Annotated in this window: 13 protein-coding genes; 7 read left to right on the forward strand and 6 right to left on the reverse strand. The window is 54.5% G+C overall.

Features of this window, described 5'->3' with window-relative positions:
* Nucleotides 1-11 precede the first annotated feature (11 nt).
* The 3 genes from pap to ABHF33_RS04955 all read right to left on the reverse strand — a co-directional run bounded on the left by pap (nucleotide 12) and on the right by ABHF33_RS04955 (nucleotide 4,031).
* Complete coding sequence (gene pap, locus ABHF33_RS04945) at nucleotides 12-1,526, reverse strand: polyphosphate:AMP phosphotransferase (protein WP_348945906.1); 1,515 nt, start codon at nucleotides 1,524-1,526, stop codon at nucleotides 12-14.
* Nucleotides 1,527-1,551: 25 nt separating this feature from the next.
* Nucleotides 1,552-2,730: a response regulator transcription factor gene (locus ABHF33_RS04950; RefSeq protein ID WP_348945907.1), complete on the reverse strand. Its 1,179-nt coding sequence runs from the start codon at nucleotides 2,728-2,730 to the stop codon at nucleotides 1,552-1,554.
* A 77-nt stretch (nucleotides 2,731-2,807) separates the two neighbouring features.
* Nucleotides 2,808-4,031: an HD-GYP domain-containing protein gene (locus tag ABHF33_RS04955; RefSeq protein WP_348945908.1), complete on the reverse strand. Its 1,224-nt coding sequence runs from the start codon at nucleotides 4,029-4,031 to the stop codon at nucleotides 2,808-2,810.
* A 211-nt stretch (nucleotides 4,032-4,242) separates the two neighbouring features.
* Here ABHF33_RS04955 and ABHF33_RS04960 point away from each other — a divergent pair, with 211 nt between their 5' ends.
* Complete coding sequence (locus ABHF33_RS04960; RefSeq protein ID WP_348945909.1) at nucleotides 4,243-4,635, forward strand: YidB family protein; 393 nt, start codon at nucleotides 4,243-4,245, stop codon at nucleotides 4,633-4,635.
* A 104-nt stretch (nucleotides 4,636-4,739) separates the two neighbouring features.
* On the opposite strand, the gene ABHF33_RS04965 is transcribed toward ABHF33_RS04960, so the two are convergent.
* Nucleotides 4,740-8,594 (reverse strand): phospholipid carrier-dependent glycosyltransferase, encoded by a 3,855-nt coding sequence (locus tag ABHF33_RS04965; protein WP_348945910.1) that lies wholly within the window; start codon nucleotides 8,592-8,594, stop codon nucleotides 4,740-4,742.
* A 440-nt stretch (nucleotides 8,595-9,034) separates the two neighbouring features.
* On the opposite strand from ABHF33_RS04965, the gene ABHF33_RS04970 reads away from it, so the two are divergent.
* The 5 genes from ABHF33_RS04970 (at nucleotide 9,035) to ABHF33_RS04990 (ending at nucleotide 16,803) form a co-directional block, all read left to right on the forward strand.
* Complete coding sequence (locus ABHF33_RS04970) at nucleotides 9,035-9,997, forward strand: glycosyltransferase family 2 protein (protein ID WP_348945911.1); 963 nt, start codon at nucleotides 9,035-9,037, stop codon at nucleotides 9,995-9,997.
* 118 nt (nucleotides 9,998-10,115) lie between these two features.
* On the forward strand, nucleotides 10,116-11,888 hold the full coding sequence (locus tag ABHF33_RS04975) for a glycosyltransferase family 39 protein (RefSeq protein WP_348945912.1): 1,773 nt from the start codon (nucleotides 10,116-10,118) through the stop codon (nucleotides 11,886-11,888).
* A gap of 25 nt (nucleotides 11,889-11,913) precedes the next feature.
* Nucleotides 11,914-14,373: an acyltransferase family protein gene (locus tag ABHF33_RS04980; RefSeq protein ID WP_348945913.1), complete on the forward strand. Its 2,460-nt coding sequence runs from the start codon at nucleotides 11,914-11,916 to the stop codon at nucleotides 14,371-14,373.
* 19 nt (nucleotides 14,374-14,392) lie between these two features.
* Nucleotides 14,393-14,794, forward strand: coding sequence for a GtrA family protein (locus ABHF33_RS04985; RefSeq protein WP_348945914.1), 402 nt, complete (start codon nucleotides 14,393-14,395; stop codon nucleotides 14,792-14,794).
* A 23-nt stretch (nucleotides 14,795-14,817) separates the two neighbouring features.
* The gene (locus tag ABHF33_RS04990; protein WP_348945915.1) at nucleotides 14,818-16,803 is read left to right on the forward strand and encodes a hypothetical protein; all 1,986 of its coding nucleotides are present in this window, start codon (nucleotides 14,818-14,820) and stop codon (nucleotides 16,801-16,803) included.
* 116 nt (nucleotides 16,804-16,919) lie between these two features.
* On the opposite strand, the gene ABHF33_RS04995 is transcribed toward ABHF33_RS04990, so the two are convergent.
* Nucleotides 16,920-18,293, reverse strand: coding sequence for an ATP-binding protein (locus tag ABHF33_RS04995; protein WP_348945916.1), 1,374 nt, complete (start codon nucleotides 18,291-18,293; stop codon nucleotides 16,920-16,922).
* The gene (locus tag ABHF33_RS05000; protein WP_348945917.1) at nucleotides 18,290-18,946 is read right to left on the reverse strand and encodes a response regulator; all 657 of its coding nucleotides are present in this window, start codon (nucleotides 18,944-18,946) and stop codon (nucleotides 18,290-18,292) included. The genes ABHF33_RS04995 and ABHF33_RS05000 overlap by 4 nt, the downstream gene beginning before the upstream one ends.
* Before the next feature lie 651 nt (nucleotides 18,947-19,597).
* On the opposite strand from ABHF33_RS05000, the gene ABHF33_RS05005 reads away from it, so the two are divergent.
* Nucleotides 19,598-21,316 carry a bifunctional metallophosphatase/5'-nucleotidase gene (locus tag ABHF33_RS05005; RefSeq protein ID WP_348945918.1) on the forward strand — a complete coding sequence of 573 codons (1,719 nt, stop codon included), beginning with the start codon at nucleotides 19,598-19,600 and terminating at the stop codon, nucleotides 21,314-21,316.
* Nucleotides 21,317-21,384: the final 68 nt, after the last annotated feature.

A 21,384-nucleotide genomic window follows, 5' to 3' on the forward strand; every position in this document is an offset into this window, starting at 1 on the left:
AGTGCCATTATTTACTTAGCATTGTTCTTGCGTTTTTTGGCAGTGGCCGCCAGCGCCGCCTCGATGCGCTCGCACAGATGCCGTAGCACTTCAAGCCGCGCATGGTATTTATTATTGGCGCCGACCAGATGCCAGGGCGCAACCTGGGTGCTGGTACGCTCGATCAGATCGCTACCTGCCTCGATATACGCATCCCATTTTTCCCGGTTACGCCAATCTTCATCGGTAATTTTAAACCGCTTGTATTCGATGGCCTCGCGCTCTTTAAAGCGGCGCAATTGCTCTTCATTGCTGATCGCCAGCCAGAACTTCACCACAATCACATTGGCAGTGCTGATTTGTGCTTCGAAATCGTTGATTTCACCATACGCCCGCATCCAGTCGGCACGGCTGGCAAAACCTTCGACACGCTCGACCAGCACACGCCCATACCAGGAGCGATCAAACAGCGTAATCTGCCCGTGCGGTGGCAAATGCCGCCAGAAACGCCACAAATAAGGTTGCGCTCGCTCCTCTTCGGTCGGTGCTGCAATCGGCACGGTACGATACTGCCGGGCATCAAGTGCCGCAGTAATCCGGCGAATCGCCCCACCTTTGCCCGCCGCATCCATGCCTTCAAACACACAAACAACCGAATGCTGCTTGAAATCGGGATGGCGCGTCAGGCCATTCAAGCGCCCTTGCAGCACTTCCAGCTGCTCGCTGTAGTGCGCCTTATCCAGATCGGTATCGAGTACCAATTTGTCCAACAGGCGAACACCATCAATCGACGGCATCAATGGTGCAGCATCAACCCTTTTTTGCCGTACTGATTCGCGCTCCAGATGATGGCCAATAGCTTCGACAATATGCGTTGCAATCGTGATATTACGGTAGCGCTCATCGGTGCTTTCAATAACCCGCCAGGGCGCATCGGCCAGATTGGTACGCAACAGCAAATCCTGTTGCGAAGCCATCACTTCATCATAATGATCCAGAAACCACAGATCAGAGTCGTCAAAACGCCATGCCGTGCGCGGATCATTGGCCAGCTTTTTCAGGCGTTTTTTTAATTGCTCTTTAGGTAAGTGCAACCAGAATTTCAGGATTAGCGCGCCTTCATCCGAGAGCATTTTTTCCAGGCGAATGATTTTGCCGACTTCATGCTCATAGCTCACCGAATCGGGGTTCGAGGTCAGTTGCTCCCACATCGGCCCGCTATACCAGCCACCAAACAGAATCGCCATTTTGCCTTTAGGCGGCAAAACACGCCAATAACGCCAATAAGGCGGACGGGCACGTTCTTCATCATTGGGAGCAGAAAAAGCATGCGTCGCAATATGCCGGGGGTCCATCCATTCGAGCAAGAGATTGGCCACCTGCCCGCGCCCGGCAGTTGGCACGCCGCCGAGCAGAACAATCAGGGGAAAATCACCACGCTCTTTGAGCTGGAACTGCATATTCAGCAACTTCTGCCGCAGCGTATCAGCGGCGGTCTTATATTGCTCCTTGCTCAGAGCATGCCCCAGTTCTGCGGCTGCGAACATGATATTTTCCCTCAATAGATCAATATCAGAAGAGAATCACCGAGTCATCCAGATCGGATGGGCGCAGCGATGCCAGCTCGGTGTCTTCAATCACTAACTCGTTTAATACCGAAATCACGCCGGAAAACTTCTCATCCAGGCTAAAGCCGGCTTCAAACAGATTGTCGGCATACAGGGCGCTGGCTTCGATCATAAAAGCCAACTCATTTTCCTGCGCGTCGGTCAAACCAAAGCCCACCAGAGACGCTGAAAACTGGGTACGCAGATTATCAAACAGCTCGTGCGAAGCCGTTTGCTGGTATTTGTAATCTTTTTCAACCTGCCTGACTACATCGGCAATGGCCGCCAGCGACTCGCGAATCTTCCGGCTCTGCGCTGCCATTCTTTGCTCAAGCACAATGCCATCAACACGGTGATCGGCAGCCTCGACCATAATGGCGATATGGTCGCGAATCCGGCCAATATAATCACCGTTTTCCCAGTTCAGATCCTTGATCTGTAAAGTCACTTTGGGATAGTTGATAATCATGCGGCTGCCGTATTGGTAAATCCGCTCGCCTTCTTTCAGGCTAAGCAGCAATTCGGCCTCCAGCGGACTGGAGCGACCTTCGCTATTCAAAGTCTTCTGCTCGGTTTCGGTCCGGATTTGCGCTGAAACCTTGAGCTGGAAATGGCCAGCGCAATTGGAAACCAGCGCTTTAAGCAGGGCTTCGATATCGTGGCAATCACTGGTGCGCTTCATGAAATCAATCACGCCGCCCATTTCACCACTATTAGAAATCGCCATCATGGCAATATTGGTCGCTTCCTGGAGCGACTGCTTCAAGCGCGATGCATCGGTAATTACCGAGCACAGCCGCTCGATTTTGAAAGCAATCGAAGCCAGATGCGCAGGCTTGACAATAAAATCGTCAGCGCCCACCGAGTAAGCCAGATCACGGTTTTCTGCCGAATCCTCTGCCGCCAGAAAAACAATCCGCGTATCAGGCAAGGACTCCAGAATTTGCTGGCACAGGTCAAAATCAGCCATGGTTGGCGTATTGGTATCAAGCACCACAATGTCTGGCGCATCCGCCAACACCTGCGGCAAAACGCCCTCGGCCAGCGCCAGTTGCTTGATCTCTCCCAGATGCTGCAAGGCCTGAGCGAGGTTGGCACTCAAACGTACATCACGATCAATGATCAAAATCCGTTTTCTGTTCATATCCTGCATGCTAAAGCCCTGAGCTGAAAGATGATTCAATAAAAATCCGATACCACAGTCATGCCGATGAGTGCGCTCTATCCTGATTCAAGCAAAAAGCGCGCGGTGTTGATTTGCCATTTTTGCGGGTTTTCATGCCCGACAATTTTGTCGGCCCCGCCTTTTCCCATCGGCCTGGCTAGGTCGATAATTTGTGGCGTGATATAGGCGTTTGATTTGGTACTAAAAACCGCTTTGACGATGGGCTGCAGCATGGCCGCTTCATTCTGTTCGATCACCACCGCCAGACGGCCTGATTCAAGCCTGACCAGCGTGCCCACCGGATAAATACCGATCGTGCGCATAAATGCCTGTACCAGCTCGGGGTTGAAATGAAACTTGCTCCATTCCCATAATTTGCGCAGCCCTTCCGGGGCGGGCATGCCTTTGTGGTAGCAGCGATCCGACGTAATCGCGTCATACACATCCACCACGGCCGCCATTTGCGCCATCTGGCTAATCTGCTCACCCGGCAGGCGGTGCGGATAACCCGTGCCATCCATGCGTTCATGATGATGCAGGGTAATATCGAGCGGAATGTCTTCCAGGCCATCGATCTGCCGCAAAATTTGCCAGCCTTCCTCCGGGTGCGTACGCATAATGGCAAATTCGGCTTCGGTGAGGCGGCCGGGCTTGTTCAGAATCTCGTTGGGGACTTTCATTTTGCCGGTATCGTGCAGCAGGCCACCGACGCCCGCGAGCCGGATCAGCTCTTTGTCCATTCCCATCGACTGGGCAAAAGTGACCATCAAAGTACACACGCTTACCGAATGCAAAAAAGTGTATTCATCCTTGTTTTTAATCGCACTCAAGCCCAGCAGCGCGCCGCTATTGCGCAGTACCGAATCGGTAATGTCTTCCACCACTTGCGCCACGCCATCAAGCTCAATGGCCTGCCCCAGCCGGACATCGCGCATCACCATACGTACGACATTGGTCGCCTGGCCATGAATTTTCTGTGCGCGCCCCATTTCCTGTGCAAACGATACCTTGATGATTGGCGATGGCGCTTCGGCAATCTTGATCAATTGCGCATCGAGTTCGGCGTTAACTTCTTCCACCGTCGGCGCGTCAGGCATGTCCAGCCCACGACTGGTGTCGATGTAGACCTCGCGCACGCCGGTGGCAGCGATCTGGGCGATCGCGTTGTCATCGCTGATCAGAAATTTATTGCGCACGAAGGGATGATTCATCCAGTCCACATTCAGATCATGGATAAACATGCCAACGCGTATTGCTTCGGAGGGGATTTTTTTGATCATGTCGACTGCAGGCAATTTTTTATCAGTGTAGAACATGATCGAATGTGGTGCAGCGCGGATTCTGTCTGGATAATTATTACAGCAGCTTGAGCAATGAAAGCATTGGCAGATGGCAGGATGAATGATTTGACACGAAACCGACAAGGATCACTGCTATCATAAGCCTGCACTTTTCCGCGTCTTACGTCTTTCACCCACGGAGCTTCCTACTATGAGTTTATTCGACACCCTGGCATCACAAGTTCTCGGCGGCAGCGAGCAGAGCAGCGCACTGGCGGGTTTGCTGGAATCACAGGGCGGTGTAGCCGGCCTGATCGAGAAATTCCAGAATGGCGGTCTGGGCGAAATTGCTCAATCGTGGATTTCAACGGGTAGCAATCTGCCGATTTCAGCCGAGCAGATCGAGTCAGTGCTAGGCAATGAAACCATTGCCAATCTGGCTTCCCAGTTTGGCGTTGACCCGCAACAGGCGGCAAGCCAGCTCTCTGCAGTGCTGCCCCAATTAATCGACGGCCTGACGCCAAATGGTGAATTGCCCGCTGGCGGCAGTGGCGATTTGCTCAGTGCAGGGCTGGACTTGCTCAAGGGTAAATTATTCGGCTAATACACTGAGGTGTATAGTACCGCAAGCCAAGCCAGCATTGGCATTCAGAGCAATACCTAAGGCCGACGTTCAAGTCGGCCTTTTTGTTTCAGCACTACTGTCACTTAGAAATACAAAGTCACTGGCCCTTTATTAATGAATTCGACCCAGCCGCGTGGCACCGGGTAGCCGCTAATCACCGGGAAGTAGGCAATAAAGAGCACCGCAGCCACCGCCGCCACCGCCCATGGCAGGTATTTGGCCCACGCACGCAGTGGGTTATCGAGCTGCAAACGCTGCAACTGTTGAAGAAGCCACACCAGCGCCAGAATAATAAACGGCACAGACGCAAAGAAATGGTAGATAAACACCAGTTTACGCGGGATCAGCGCCCACGGCAGGAACTGAATCAAGCCTGCGGCAATAATAAAGCTCAAAGCAAACAGCTGGCTCTGGCTAACCGCAAAACGCTGCAGCAGCGTTTTCGAGCTGGCCATAGTGAGCCGCCAGCCAATGGCGATCAGGAAGGCCAGCGTCCCCAGATACCAGGTCACCGGATTACCAAAGGCGCTGATCGACGACACTTTCAGCGGGCCAGTCCACTCGGTGCCCGAGTAGTACCACATCGGCTTGAGCATCGTTGGCCATTCGTACCACATCGAGCTGAACGGATGCGTGGCTTTCAACTGGCTGTGATATTGATACATACCGGTCTGGTTAGCCAGCATACCTGAAATGCCCTGCCCGGTAGCGTTCATCAGCGGGATATACGCTGCGGTATAAATCAGCGCGGGAATCACAATAAAGCCCAGCACCGACCACTGCACGCTTTGCGTGACCCAATCGCCATAGCTGCGCTGCCCCGGTAGCTTCGGAGGCAGGCTTTGCGCGACGCGATACTGACGCCATAAATTCCAGCAATACAAGAACGCCAGACCCACGCCGTGATACAGCACAATCCATTTGCTCGCCGCGCCCAGACCAAACATCGCGCCGCACAGCAGCAGTGATTTGAAGTCGGTTTTCCAGTCCTGTGTGGCCGGTTCCTGCTGCATCCAGCGCAGCATCCAGTACGAGCTGGCCAGAATAAAGAACACGCCATAGGTATCAATGGTGGCAATGCGGGTTTGCGTAAAGTGCATGAAATCAAGCGCGAGCAAGCCAGTCGCCAACAGCGCAAAGTTTTCCGAGCGGAAGACGCGGCGCGACAGGCCGAAAAACACCGGCAACATCGCAATGCCAAACACCACGCCCATAAAGCGCCAGCCAAATGGATTCATGCCAAACAGCCAAACGCCAATCGCAATAATGATTTTGCCCAGCGGCGGGTGGGTATTCTCGGTGGCATCAATGCCTTGCGAGATTTCCCACGCGCTGCGCGCGTGATACACCTCGTCAAAATACATGCCGTTATACGCGGTAGACAGCGTGACCGTTTTATCCTGCTCGTCGATCAGCGCCGCCGCATCGCTCGGCCCTGCTTGCAGCACCGGCGTGAGCAAGGCATTTTGCTGCCCACGCACGGCGATCTCGTTCATTTGCAGCGAGCCGGTACTCAGGCCAATTTTGAAGTAACGCGCAGGCAGATTGACTTCCAGTGGACGCCAGCGGAATTCGGAAAAGCGGTTGCTGATCACAATTCCTTTGCCAACCGTCCAGTTCTGCCCATCGGCCGACCATTGCAAGGCGTACTCGCCCTCGCCCAAGCCGTGATGGTATTGCAGCTGGCTCACCTGCTCGATTTTGCCCAGATCAAACACCGCCCAATCGCCCGCAGCAGGCGGATTCCAGAATTTTTGCGGCGACTGGCCATTACCCAGATAGGTAAACGCCGCCACGCTGTACACGGCACAAATCATCGCCAGCGCAGCCCACGCACGGCGGCTGACAGGCGCAAGCGGCTGCTCAACCGGGGGTATAGCCACAAAATCAGCACTTGCATTAGCACTGCGCTCAATACCTGCCGAGGTATCGTTTGAAACCAGAGCCTGACGATTGCCGCGCAAGAAAATATCGTAGCCAATGCGGAAGGTCTGCACCAGCAAAGCCACATTCGCCAGCGAGCACACCACCATAAAGAAGCTGCCATTGGGCACCGCAGTGCTATTGAGGCGGGTCAGAATATCGAGCGTGACCAGCGTATTGACAAACGTCGTTAAGCTAGCGGCAACGGCCAGCCACAGCACGCGCTTATCGGCAATCACCATAAAGGCGGTCAGGCCCACGAAGGCGGCGGGGAATAAATACCGCTCGTGCATTTTTGGCCCAACGACAAAAAACAGCACATAAATGGCAAACGCGCCAAACAGATAGCGGCCCTCGCCTTTGCCCTTGATCACGCCATACACCACCGCCGCCAGCGACGACAGCGTCAGTAGCCACGCCCATTTACCAACGGCCAGCCCCAAGAAAGGCGTGCTATTGGCCAGCCAGTTGCCGTTGAACAAGGCGTACAGATTAAACGCATTGATGGTCAGGTAGTCGTAGCTGGCCAGCGTGCCGCCGTACAGACTGAAAATCCACAATGGTTCGCGCGAAATGGTGAATGGCAGCGAGAGCAGAATAAAGGTGCCAATCGCCGCGCCCAAGGCTTTGAGCTGAACCTTCATATCACCCACAGTCAGCAAGGCAATCAGCGCAATCGGCCCTACCAGCAAGGCTTGCGGCTTGAAAATCACCGCCGCGGCATACAGGGCTGCCGCGAGCACAATGCGGCGGCGCTCCAGCATCAGGAAGGATGCTGCCAGAATCAGCGTGAAGATGCTGTCCACCTGCCCCCAGAATGTCGAGGTCACGATCGCCAGCGGATTAAACAGCCACAGAATGGCAGCAATCAGTGCAATCGCGCGCGTCGCATTATCTTTGCGGCCCACCCAGAGCAGAAATAGCGCACCGGCAATATCGGCCAGCATGGCGGGCATTTTCAGCGCGGCCAGAAAGCAGGGCGTGTCGTAGGCCAGACCAAACCAGTTGGCGGCACCGCCAACCAGCCACAAAACGGTGATGTAGCCGGGCGGATAATCGGCAAAATAGCCGGGGCGATAAAAGCCCTCGAAGCCGCGCTGATACATATCAAACGCCCACGCGCTGAATGTACCGATGTCATATGAATGTCCGCGATACGCGCCAGCCCAGTAGATTTTGATCAGGAAAACCGCCAGCACCAGCGCAATCGCTGGCCAGGTTTTGCTCAGCGGGGCAATGCCATCGAGCACGGCGCCAAAACGCTGGTACGCGCCATCGCGAGCGCGAATCAGCCACGCGACCAGCCCGATATAGCCCAGTGTCACCAGCCAGAGCACCACATTGGCGCTCAGTGCCGAGGGGCTGCCATTGTCGGCAGCGGGTGCCGCAGCTGCAGCTGGCGGCGGGGTAAAACTGATAATCTGGGTTTTCGAATCCTGCTCGCCCGGCTCGCCTTCCTGCACCGAAACATCGTCAAACCAAGCCGTGCCAGTGGCTAGGCTGCCATAAAAACCCAGTCGCAAAGCGACTTTGATTTCATTTTGCTCGGGGCCGGTTTTGCCCCAGGCCACCAGCTCCTGCCAATCCTGATCGCCTTTGATATCGCGCGAGTGATCCATCGCGTCAACAATACTGATATTGGCGCCCACCTTGGCGTCGGCAGCAATGCCCTGTGTTTTAACCCAAGCCGAGACGCGATACCAGGTATCCGGTTTAACCTTGATCAGCTGGGTCAGCTTGCCATCGTCGCCCTGCCCCAGTTGAATCTTGAGTGAAGATTTCCCGCTGCGAAACACGCTCTCGTCGCGTGTACCGATGCTTTGCGGCTCGCCTTGTGTCCAGTGATCAAAGGTCCAGCCCGATGCGCCGCCCGATGGGCTGCTCTCTTCCGCCCCCGCATTACGCGCCAGCTCGGCGTGCGCGGGCAGCGCCAGCACCAGCAAGCAACACCAGCAGGCCAGTAAAAACCGTTGCAGACTCAGGCGGCCAGCAAATAGCGGTGTAGATATCGACATGATTCAAACTCGGTCAAACAGCGGGGGAAGTTGGCACTATAACGGCTCTCTATCCTGACGCCTAGTTCCTGACATCACATCGGCAGTGCGCAGTTGCAACAAGCTGGAGCCAAATCGGCGTGGCAATTCCTTACAAGCCCAAGAGTGCTGCGGCCTGACATGCTCATCGCACTGCAACATTCAAATTGCTATATCAGCATCCGCTAAAGCGTTTATTTTCCTAGTGTTGTGGCAAATTTGCCTCAGTCATTTTGCACCTGCAATACCGCCTGGCGAGAGCTGGGGCACAAAGCTTGGCAAGCGGGGTTTTCAATCCAGGCTTGATGATGTAAGGTTAAGCCCAATCGCAATGTAGTCGCGAAAAAATCATAACAAACAGGCCACGTGCCTAGCGCCAACCGAGTGCCAATCAGAGCCTGGAGCGCATGGAGGATGAGACAATGCAGCAAAGCCCAACACAGCAACGCCTGTCGGTAGTAATCCCCTGCTACAACGAAGAGGAAGTGATCGGTGAAACGCTCAAGCGCCTAGGCGAGTTTCGTGCCACCGTTACTGACCTGGACGTTGAATTCATTTTTGTCGACGACGGTAGTAAAGATCGCACTCGCGAATTACTCACCGCTGCCCAGCAAGCCAACCCCGAAATCCGCGTGGTCGGCTTTGCGCGCAATTTTGGCCACCAGACCGCTGTTACCGCCGGGATTGATGCCGCCAGCGGCGATGCGGTGGTGCTGATCGACGCCGATTTGCAAGACCCGCCCGCAGTGATCAGCGAAATGATCGCGTTGTGGCGCACTGGCTACCATGTGGTTTACGGCACACGCGTTGATCGTCCGGGTGAATCGGCATTTAAACTGGTCACTGCCCGCGCCTTCTACCGCGTCCTCAATCGTCTGTCTGACGTGCCGATTCCGCTCGACACGGGTGATTTCCGCCTGATGGATCGCAAAGTCGTTGACGTACTCAAAGGCATGCCCGAGCGCGACCGCTTTATCCGCGGCATGGTCAGCTGGGTTGGCTTTAGACAAATTGCCCTACCCTACCGCCGCGCCGAGCGTTTTGCCGGCGAGAGCAAATACCCGCTGCGCAAAATGGTGCGTTTTGCCACCGACGGCATTATGTCTTTCTCGACCAAACCGCTGCGTCTGGCCGTGACGCTGGGCTTGCTGTCATCCTTCTTTGCCTTGATCGGCATTATCAATACGCTGGTGGTGCGTCTGACCACCGATCACTGGGTGCCGGGCTGGGCCGAGATCATGGTGGCGATTCTGTTCTTGGGTGGCGTGCAGCTCTTGTGTATCGGGATTCTGGGCGAATACGTTGGCCGCACCTACAACGAAATCAAGCGCCGCCCGCTGTATGTGGTGCAAGATCGTTTGGGCTTCCCCGACGAGCAGCAATAAATACAAACCCAGCCTGATCCAAGGCTGGGTTATTTTTTGCCCATAATACCCGTGGTGGTATTGCCCGCTGAATAAAGTAGGACAATGCCGCCAAGCATATACCCTCGAAGAGCGCATCATGCCCCCGTCGAACAAACTGCTGCGTCAACTCGTTCCGCAGTCGATTTATCTGATCTTTGCCGCTATTTTTTCCATTTTTCTGGCCGTCGCCTTTTTTGTCGATGCATTCTGGAAAAGCGACACCTGGTTTTCGCGTGGCGATCTGCAAATGCTGGGGCCACAAAACCCGCTATTGCAGGCACTGGGTATTGCGGTGTGGTTTCTGGTTTTATACGGCGCGTGGCGCGTGGCAAAACGCCTGGATCAAAGCCAATTCATCCGCCTGATAATTGCTGGGCTGTTTCTGGGCTTTTTTGGCCTGATTAATCTATTTATTTATTATTTTCCGGTGCATGCGTATGACGATGCGCTGGTCATCCGCATCGTGGTCGATGATTTATTGCGCGGTAATTTCATCTCGTTTTTTGACACAATGACTTTGGAAAACAAGGCCAAGAATTATCTTTATCTATTTCCATTACAAGTGCCGTTTACGCTATACACCTACGCCATTCACAACCTGATTGGCGATAGCTATACCTGGACGCGCATTATCAATACCATCTGGATTACCGGCAGCAGCTATGTGATTTATCAGATTTATCTGCTGTGGCAGCAAAAACGGCATGATTTTTTTGCCGCGCTGATTTGCACGACGTTTATTCCGTTTATTTTGCTCGGTGCGTGGGTGTATAACGATTTTCCGGCGATTTTTCTCAGCTGTATTGCAATTTATTTTTTTACGCTATGGCAGCAACAAGGCCGCAAACGCGCAATCATTCTGTGCCTGATTGCATTGGCTTTTGCCAATCTATTTCGCCCGATTGCGCTGCTGTTGGCGCTGAGCTTTGCACTGATTATCGTGCTGCGCTGGATTAAATCAGGCCAGTACAAGCCTGATCAAAGTACTAGTGCAAAAGTTTTATGGCAAGGCGTCGAAGCCGCAGACAGTACATCTAGTACGACAAGGCGAGACAACGATGCAAGAAAACTTTTGCTTAACTACTTATGGATTTTGTTTGGGCTATTTATTGCTATTCAACTACCGCACAAACTCGTCAATGGCGCGCTCGCGCTCGGCGGCGTGCCAACGTATAGCGGCTTGAGCACCAGCGCGCCCGCGCCCAAATGGATGTGGCTCAATATTGGCTACGATTACAAACGCCTCGGCGTCTGGTCGTACAACGAAGCGTATTCAACCTTTGTCAGCGAAGCGCCGATTGATGAAGACGCAGTCAATACGCTGTTCAAGCAGGAAATCGCCAAAAAATGGCAAGAGATTGGCCTGACCGGCACGCTAAGCCACTGGGCGAAAAAGACCTACTGGCAATGGACTGAAGGCACGTATCAGGCGGTGTATTACGGCATCGGCGATCCGGCCCGCCCCGATTATTTTGCTCACCCGACCGCTGCGACGCAGTTTGCCCATGGCGAACACGGCGAAACCTTCCGCTACACGGTGCGGCGCATTACGCAATTACAAAACTGGTTGTATCTGTTTGCCGCGACCTGTGTCGTTGTTTTGGCCTTCAAACGCGCCAGCCGCGATCAGGATGCGCCACTGGATGAAACCCTGCTGCTGTTGGCGTTTTACACGTTAATGGTATTTGGCATGTATATGCTGTGGGAGTCCAAATCGCGCTACATCTTATCGAGCACGATCCCGCTCTTGCTGCTCGCCAGTTACGGACTGCCACAGTTATTTGCCCGCTTTGAAGCGGCCTTAAAAGCTACACCAGAACAACAAACCACAATGATTGAGCCAATACCCGCAACGGAAACACAAAACTAAAACGCGGGATGGACGGAGGAAAAACATGAAGCAAGAAGCCAGTCACTTTGACTATCTTGATGGTGTGCGCGGTATTGCCGCGTTTTCGGTCACATTACATCATTTCTTTTATGCCTTTCTGCCTGCGCTGATCTGGGGCGCGGCAGGCAATAAAGGGCTGATTGTTCCGCAGCTAGAAATGGCGATTGCGCAAACGCCGCTCAATATCCTGTGGAGCGGCGATTATGCGGTGATGGTGTTTTTTGTAATGAGTGCGTTTGTGCTCACCTATCGTTTTTTCCGCGATCAGCACGAGCCGGATTTTAGCCGGGTCAGCTTTTTAACTTCGGCCACGCTGCGCCGCTATCCGCGTTTGGTGCTACCGATTTTTGCCGCGTCGCTGATTGTGCTGCTGGTGATGCAAATGGGCGGGCTGTTTCATCAGCAGGCTGCGCAATACTCCTTGTCGTTTGAATGGCTGGCGCTGCAATGGCATACGCCCAACGCTGGCTTTGTCGACGTGCTGCGCAACAGTTTTCTGGAAGTGCCATTCAAACCCGAGCCGCGCTATAACAATGTGCTGTGGACAATCTGCATCGAGTTTTATGGCTCACTGCTGGCGTTTGCGCTGGTGGCGGTGCTCGGTCGCCAGAGCTGGCGCGGCTGGGGCTATCTGGCGCTGGGCTGGTATCTGGGTAATTCGCCTTATCTATGTTTTGTGATGGGCGTGGCGCTGGCTGATTTGATGTATGCGCCGGGCGCGGCCAAAGTTCGCACCATCTTGAGCCGCCCTGCGGCGTATTGGATTTTGGCCATCGCAGGCCTGTATCTGGGCAGTTTTCCGAAGGGCATCGACGCGAGCCAGAACATCTGGTTTAGCTGGCTGTATTGGCTCGACGGCGGCTCAATGTCCAACGCGCAGTGGACGCACAACTGGGGCGCGCTGTTTTTGCTGCTCGCCGTGCTGCACGCGCCAAGCTGGCAGGCGCTTTTGTCGCGTCAGCCGTGGCGCTGGCTGGGGCGGATTTCGTTTTCAATGTATTTAATGCACGGCCTGTTTCTGGGCTCGATCTGCTCGTGGCTGATTGTGACGCTGGTGCCGAGCATCGGCTATGCGGCGGCGTTTGTGATCACCTTGCTCGTGTATTTACTGGCAGTGTTTGCCTCGTCGCACTTCTTTGCCAGGTATATCGATGAAGCCAGCGTCAAATTTAGCCGTCAGGCCTATACCCTGCTTATTGGTCGCAAGCTGGAAGCCTTCCTGCCGCGCTGGAATACGCGCTGGCGCAGCAGCCTGTTTGTGCGCCGAGAATGGGGCTATCTGCTGTTTGGTATTCTGCTGATGTATGTGCTGTTTTACGCGGCGCTGAAGCAGCCGTGGTTTGCGCACAGTGGCTGGGATTCGTATATTTTGCAGGCGCAAGCGTGGTGGCAAGGCCGTACGATGCTGGCGCAGGATTATCCGTATCTGGAATTGGCGATTTTCAAGGGCCAGTATTATGTGAGCTTCCCGCCAGTACCGACGATACCGCAGTTCCTGCTCTACCCTTTCTTCGGCGAGGGCACGCCGAATCATTTCCTGAATTCGGCCTACACCATATTGAGCTTTGCGCTGCTGAGCTTCTGGTTTAACCCGCAAGCCCAGCTGAAACAATTCTGCGTGCCGCTGGCGGCGGTGTTTGGCAGCAATCTGCTCGCTGTGTCGCTTAATGGCGGCGTGTGGTTTCAGGCGCAAGTGCTGGCGTTTTTATTCACGATCAGCGCGTTCTTTTTCGCGGTGAAAAGCCAGAATCGGCCGTGGGCGATGCATTTATCGGCCTTGTGTCTGGCGCTGGCCGTCGGCTGCCGCCCCTTCCAGCTCGTCTACTTCCCAGCGCTGTTATGGATTTTTGCTTATCACCTTGGCCATATTGGCAATGCGGCACCGAAGACCAAAACGCCCGAAGGCCGCGAAGACGCCGAGCCGTTGCAGCAGTTCTTGATTTTCCCGATTCTGATCGGCGGTGCGCTGGCCTGGTATAACTGGCTGCGCTTTGGCAACCCGATCGAATTTGGCCACAATTACCTGCCCGAATTCCAGCGCGCAACCGAGGGGCAATTTAGCCTGTCGTACGTCCCGGAAAACATCATGCGCAGCCTGCGCCTACCGAGCTTTACGCCTGAAGGCGGCTTGAGCTTTCCGCGCATGGACGGCGTGATGTTCTTTCTGGTCAACCCCATTTTCCTGATTCTGGCGCGCAAGCTCACGCAGCTGAAACGTGAATTCTGGCAGGTGAATGCCCTGCTGTTTGCCGCCATCGCAATTCATATGCTCGCCACCTGGAGCCATCGCACCATGGGCGGCTGGCAGTTTGGCAATCGCTACTTTATCGATATGATTCCGGCGGTGGTGCTGCTGTTGTGGCTCAATCGCAGCAAGTTTGATGGAAAAGATTTGATGCTGGCGCTGTTTGGCCTTGGGCTCAATGCGTATGGCGCATTGTGGCTATATCTTGATTGGCCTTAATGGCTGTGAGTAAAAATTTATGCCAAAACTGTTGAAACAATTTCTCACCTTCGCCGCCGTTGGCCTGTGCGGCACGGGTATTCAATATCTGGTGCTGTGGCTCGGGGTTGAGTTTCTGACCATGAAGGCCGCGCTGGCGTCCGGCATCGGCTATCTGCTCGGCTCGGTGGCCAATTACCTGCTCAATTATTTCTTTACCTTTAAAGATCAGCACGGGCAGAAATCGCACCGCGAGGCGGCGGCGAAGTTTTACACCATTGCGGGGCTGGGCTGGCTGCTCAATACCGCGCTGATGGTGCTGTTTGTTGAATATCTGCACTGGGCCTACTGGCCTGCACAATTGTTGACTACGGCGATTGGTCTGGTCTGGAATTTTGCCGGTAGCCGCTGGTGGGCATTTCGCCACCCGGCCAGCGCTTAAAGATTGCTAAAAGAGAAGAAACCATGTTTTTCGCACTGATCTACTTTATCGCCCACCTGATCGCCTGGGGCTATGCCGCGCAAAAGCTGTTTGCTACGCATCCACAGTGGATCCGCTTGGGCGCAGGTGGCGTCTTGGGTGCCACCGCATTAATGTGGGCGCCGGTGCCGTTTGCATTCTTTGTGCAATTTAGCCCGCTGAGCCACGGCCTGGGTCTGGTGCTGTCGTGCACGCTGGCGGGGACGATTTACGCCAAAGCCCGCCCACTAGCGGCCAGCCCGATTAACTACGGCGCGATGCCAAAAACGCTGCTGTGGCTGGGCCTGCCGATCTTTGCTGTAATGGCCTATCTACTGCACACGCATCTGATTTTGCCGACTGCCAATGGTTATGACGTGGGCCAATCAACGTTTGGCGATTTGCAAATGCATATGGGCATGGTGACGTCCTTGGCACGCCAGCAGATTTTCCCGCCCGAATACAGCATCTTGCCCGGCCAACGCCTGAGCTATCCGTTTCTAGTTAATCTGGTGTCGTCGTCGCTGTACCAGCTGGGTTTCTCGCTGCGTTGGGCTCTGCTGCTGCCCTCGCTATTGATGTGCGCGATGATTGTGTTCAGCTTTATCCTGCTCGCATTTGAGGTCAGCAAAGATAAACGCGCGACGCAAATCGCGACGCTGCTGTTTTTCTTTAACGGCGGCTTGGGTTTTATATATTTCTTTGGCTGGCACGAATACACCTTCGCGCAAATTCTGACCGAGTTCTACAAAACGCCAACCAATTACAACGAGATGAATATCCGCTGGTCGAACGTGATCGCCGATATGATTATCCCGCAGCGCACGACGATGGCGGGCTGGTCAGTGGCGCTGTTTGCGCTGTGGGCGCTGCTGCGTTTTACCAGAACGACGGTTCGTGAAGAAAAACGAGCCTGGGGTATGCTCGCCGGGGTCTTGGTGGGATTGCTGCCAATGATACATACCCACTCGTTTATGGCGATTGGCCTGATTTCACTCGGCTGGCTCGGCGTTGATTTGGTGCTACGTCGCAAGGCGATTGTTCAAGTCATTATCGATTGGTGCTGGTACGGTCTGCCGGCGATTGGCCTCGGCATCGGCCAATTGCTGTTCTGGACTTTCCAGCAAGCGACCGCTGGCGAAGGCTTTGTGCATTTCCATCTGAACTGGGTCAACAAGCTCGAAATCGACCCCTATTTCTGGTTCTACCTGAAAAACATGGGCGTGGTGTATGTGGGCTGGCTGATTGGCTTGGCGGTGCTCGCGCGCAGCGCATGGCGCGACAAATTGGCGGTTGCCGCTGATGGCGGAGAGGGTTCGCTGCTTGACAAGCATCTGGCGCTGTTGCAATTGGGCCCGCTGGTGATTTACATCGTCGCTGAGCTAATTATTTTCCAGCCCAACTTATACGATAACAACAAGCTGTTTTATATCTGGTATGTGTTCGCCGCGATCACCGCCGCGTGCGTGATTATCACGGCTTTCCGCTACTGGCTGGCGCGCGGGCGCTATATGCTGGCGGCTAATTTGGTGGTGTTTAGCATCGCGATTGGCTGCATCTCCGGCATACTGACTTTGGCGCGTGAATGGGTATCAAGCTACACCGCGTACAACCCCGCACACGTTGCCGCGGCGCAGTTTATTGATCAGAACACGCCGACTGACGCGATGTTTGTCACTGCCGACAACCACAACAACACCGTTGCTGCGCTGACCGGCCGCAATATCGTCGTCGGCACCGACACCTATTTATTCTTCCACGGGCTGGATACCAAGCAGCGCCACGACGACGTACGCAAAATCTACGAGAGCCCCGCCGAGCGCGCGGCGCTAATCGCCAAGTACAAGGTGGATTATATTTTCATCAGCGATTTCGAGCGTAGCAGCTACCCGGCCTTTGCCAGCCTGTTTGGCCTGTATCCGGTGATTTTTGATAATGGGCAGGTGCAGGTGCTGGCGGTGTCTCAGCGCGCGCAAAACTACCAGCGCTAGCCCAGATTGGCCCAAGCCACAGCCAAAAATGATGAAAATCAACAAGGGTATATCCATCAATAGCAATCTGGAATTGATCTTGATGGGTATACCTGACTACAGTCGGCCTTACCGCATTAAGCCTGATACGGCAGTGTCACTGTGAAGCAGCAGCCCTGCCCGCCCAGCCCGCTACCCAGACTGATGTGGCCATTCAAGCGGGCCACGGCTTGCGCGACAATCGCCAGCCCCAGCCCGGTGCCTGCCACATCGTGCCCCGCGCCGCGATAAAAGCGCTCAAAGACCCGCTCGCGATCAGCCTCTGCAATACCCGGGCCATTGTCGGCCACCGATACAATCAGACAGGCATTGAGCACCTGCAATTGCACCTCGATCTGATCGCCTTCGTTGACATACAAAATGGCGTTATTCAGCAGATTTTGCGCGATGGTTTGCAGCGCATTGCTGTCCGTGCGGCATGGCAGCGTATCGGGCGCATTCAGTGATAACTCGATCTGCCGTGCCATCGCCGCAGGGACTAGGCGGGCCAGCTCCCGCTGCAGCAAGGCCGCAACATCAATCAGCTCGTCGGGCTTAAGGCGATCGTTATCGATATGCGACATATCGAGCAGCTGCGCGATCAGATGCGAGGCGCGATGAATGGCCTGCTCCAGATTTTTTTCAGCGGTTTTTCGCTCGGCAGGCGTGGCCGCCAGTGTCAGTACATGCGCTTGCGCGGAAATCACCGCCATGGGCGTACGCAACTCATGGGCGGCATCCTGCACAAAAGCGTGTTCCCGCTCGATTTTGCCGCGCAATTGATCAAGCAGGTGATCCAGTGCAGTGGTCAGTGGTTTTAATTCGGCATAGGGGCTGGCAAAGTTGAGCGGCGACAGATCATCGCGGTGTTTGGCGGCAATGGTGCCGGACAAGACACGCAATGGGCGCAAGCCACGGGCAACGACCAGCCAGATGGTCAGGATCATGATCGGCAAGGCAATCAGCATTTGAATGGTCATACTGACGACCACCATTTTGAAAAACCAGAACGAATTCAAGCTGGGCACCGCCCACATTAATTCCCAGCGCGGGGTCTTGGCGTGAAAAACGCGATAAGTTTCGCCATTGAGCCGGATATCGTACAGCGTCGTATTCCCTTGCGGCAGAGCGCGCGCCTGAGCCTCTGGCGACAGATACAGCAAGCGCCCCTGCGCATTGCTGAGCTGAAATAGCATCACGCGGGGTATCTGCAGCTCACGATAGTTTAAGTTGTACAAATCGGAATGAGTGGCCATCACCATCTTGGCCTCGGTATCGGTTTGCGCTTTCTCCAGCACCTGCACCATCATTTTGCCCTGGGTGAGTAGCATGCGATCACGCTCGGCTGGATTGGTCTCGGACCAATAGCCATACAGGGCGAGCACCACCCAGACCAAGGCAAAAGCGAGCAAAATCGCCAGCACCACGCGGCGAATCAGACTGGGGCCAAAGTAATCGAGATAGCGTTTCATTTCACCAACATATAGCCAACACCGCGCACGGTGCGGATTTTTTGCGCGCCGATTTTCCGGCGCAGATTGGACAGATGCACTTCCAGCGCCCCAAAATCAATCGCATCCCCCAGCGGCTCCAGACGCTGCGCCAGTGCGCTTTTCGGCACCACAATCCCGGGCTCTCTGGCCAGCTCAAGCAAAAGATGAAATTCGCGCGGCGACAACTCCAGCGGCACGCCCGCCAGACTCACCTGATAACGCCGTGGCTCAATGTGCAGCTCGCCAATGATCCAGACATCGCTGGCCTGCTGGGCATAACGGCGCAAAACAGCGCGCATGCGGGCAATCAACTCCTCGGTGGCAAACGGTTTGATAATGAAATCATCCGCCCCGCCATCCAGCCCCGCCAGCCTATCATCCAGCGCCGAACGCGCGGTAATCACAATAATCGGCGTGGCAATACCCGCCCGCCGCCAGCGCCGGAGCAAATCAAAGCCCAGCCCGTCGGGCAGCGTCAGATCAAGCAGCACACAATCAAAAGCCATGTCCTGTGCGTAATGCGGCGCGTCGGCAATACTGCGCCGCCATTCGCTGCTGATGTCTTCGGCTTTGAGCGCCTGCTGCAGTGCGAACCCGAGATCGAGATCGTCTTCAATGATGAGGATATGCATGCCGCCACTTTACCCGAAGAACCTTAAGCTTAGCCAAAGCTTGCCCCTGTCATAGTGCTGGACATGATCAATCACACCGAATCAGGCACGCGGTAACAGCCAGGCTTGAATTCGGCTTTTAAACGGGAGCTCATCATGTGGGGTTTTGGCCACTGTCCAATCGATCTGGATCGCATCATCGCCGCGCAAACATCATCCGCCGCATCAAGACGCCCGGCCATAGAACGCCGTAGCGAAGCAGAGCAACAAACCCCACTTCATGATTCAGCCGCGAGCCCGGCTCAAATCACGAAGCACAAGGAAAATCAGTAGACAGAAATAAGCAACTGAATCCACAGTTTGGTCTTCACCCTTCGAGCATTTCTCCGACATCACCAAACGGGATCGAACACAGCAAGACGCTGTCATGCCTGCACACCCAATGGGGTTCAAGCCGCGAATATTTCATGCCGGAACATTGCTGGCTGTGCAGTAGCTTGATTCCCAAGGGGTATCCCATTCAAATCCTTGCTGTTATTAGCATCCATGCACATACATTGGATGGTATCGTGGAGTAAGTGTTTTCCTGTATTCACGGTTTGTTCATCAAATAGCCATCGTTCCGTCATCGATGCAGCCTAAGCTTTCCCCTACTTACAACAGGGGGAAATAATGCATAAACCAACAACTTTAGCCATTGCGCTAGCCTTGGCCGGCGTACTAAACGCCTGCGGCGGCAGCAACGATGCCATTATCAGCAATCCATCTGTCACGCCAGCACCTGCCAGCGCACCGATCGAAGTAAAAATGCTGGCGATTAATGACTTTCATGGCAATTTGAAACCCGGTGGCACGGTGACGATTCCCGATCCGGCTGACGCGAGCAAAACCATCAAGGTCGCGGCCGGTGGCAGCGAATATATGGCGACTTGGATTAAAACGCTGAAGGCCAAAAACCCCAACAATATCGTGGTATCGGCCGGCGATTTGATCGGTGCTAGCCCATTGATTTCGGCGCTATTTCACGATGAGCCGACGATTGAGGCAATGAATGAGCTGGGTCTGGAGCTCAATGCGGTCGGCAATCATGAGTTTGACGATGGTCGTGATGAAGTCTTGCGAATGCAAAATGGTGGCTGCCATCCGACCGATGGCTGCAAAGGCGGTGCGACCTTTACCGGAGCCAAATTCAAATTTCTGGCGGCGAACGTGATCGATACCGCCAGCGGCAAAACCTTGTTCCCTGCGTATCAGACCAAGACCTTTGGCGGTGTGCCAGTCGCGTTTATTGGTATGACGCTGAAAAACACGCCGCAAATTGTGACGCCAAGCGGTGTGGCAGGTCTGAGCTTTAAAGACGAAGCCGACACGGTGAATGCGCTGGTGCCGGAGCTGAAAAAACAAGGCATCGAGTCAATCGTGGTGCTGGTGCACGAGGGTGCAACTCAAGGCGGTGGCCTCAATGAATGTAAAGGCGTGTCGGGCGCGATTGTGGATATCGTCAAACGTCTCGATCCGGCGGTCGATGCCGTGGTGTCAGGTCATACGCATCAAGCGTACAACTGCCAGATCAATGGCAAGCTGGTGACCAGTGCGAATCAATATGGCCGCGTGATTTCCGAGATTGACCTCACCATCGATCCAAAAACCCGCGATATTATCAAATCGTCGGCGAAAAACATTGTTGTGAGTAATGATGTTGCCAAAGACAGCATCCAGACTGCGATCATTACCAAATACGATAATCTGGTGAAGCCACTAGAAAACCGCATTGTAGGTAAGCTCGCCGGTGCGCTGTCTAAAACACTCAATACGGCCGGTGAAAGCAGCTTGGGGAATGTGATTGCCGATTCGCAATTGGCGGCCACGAGCCCGGCCAAATTGGGCGGCGCACAAATCGCCTTGATGAACCCGGGCGGTGTGCGGGCCGATTTGACGCCTGACGCGAGCGGCAACGTGACCTACGGTCAGCTGTTTACCGTACAGCCATTTGGCAACACGCTGGTGTCGATGACGGTAACGGGCGCTGATTTGATCGAATTGCTGGAGCAGCAATTTACCGGCTACAGCAATAACCAGCCGTTTGATCGTGTATTGCATGTCTCGACTGGTTTTAGCTACAGCTATGACCGCACGCAGCCAGCCGGTCAGCGCGTATTGCGCAATACGGTGATGCTCAATGGCTCATTGATTTCAGCGGTGATGACGTATCGGATTACCGTGAATAACTATCTGGCGACTGGTGGCGATGCGTTTACCGTGCTGACGAAGGGAACCAATATCCTCGGCGGCGCGCAAGACGTGGATGCATTTGAAGCCTATATCAAAGCCCAAAGCCAGACTGGTTCGGTAGCGGTACCAGCACTGACTCGCATCAAGCGAATCAACTAAGCCGATCTAGCGCAAAGAATCGGCCAGAAAAGCCCCTGCAGGCACAAGCCTCAGGGGCTTATTCAATT

This window comes from Chitinibacter sp. FCG-7 (assembly GCF_040047665.1).
GTDB lineage: Bacteria > Pseudomonadota > Gammaproteobacteria > Burkholderiales > Chitinibacteraceae > Chitinibacter > Chitinibacter mangrovi.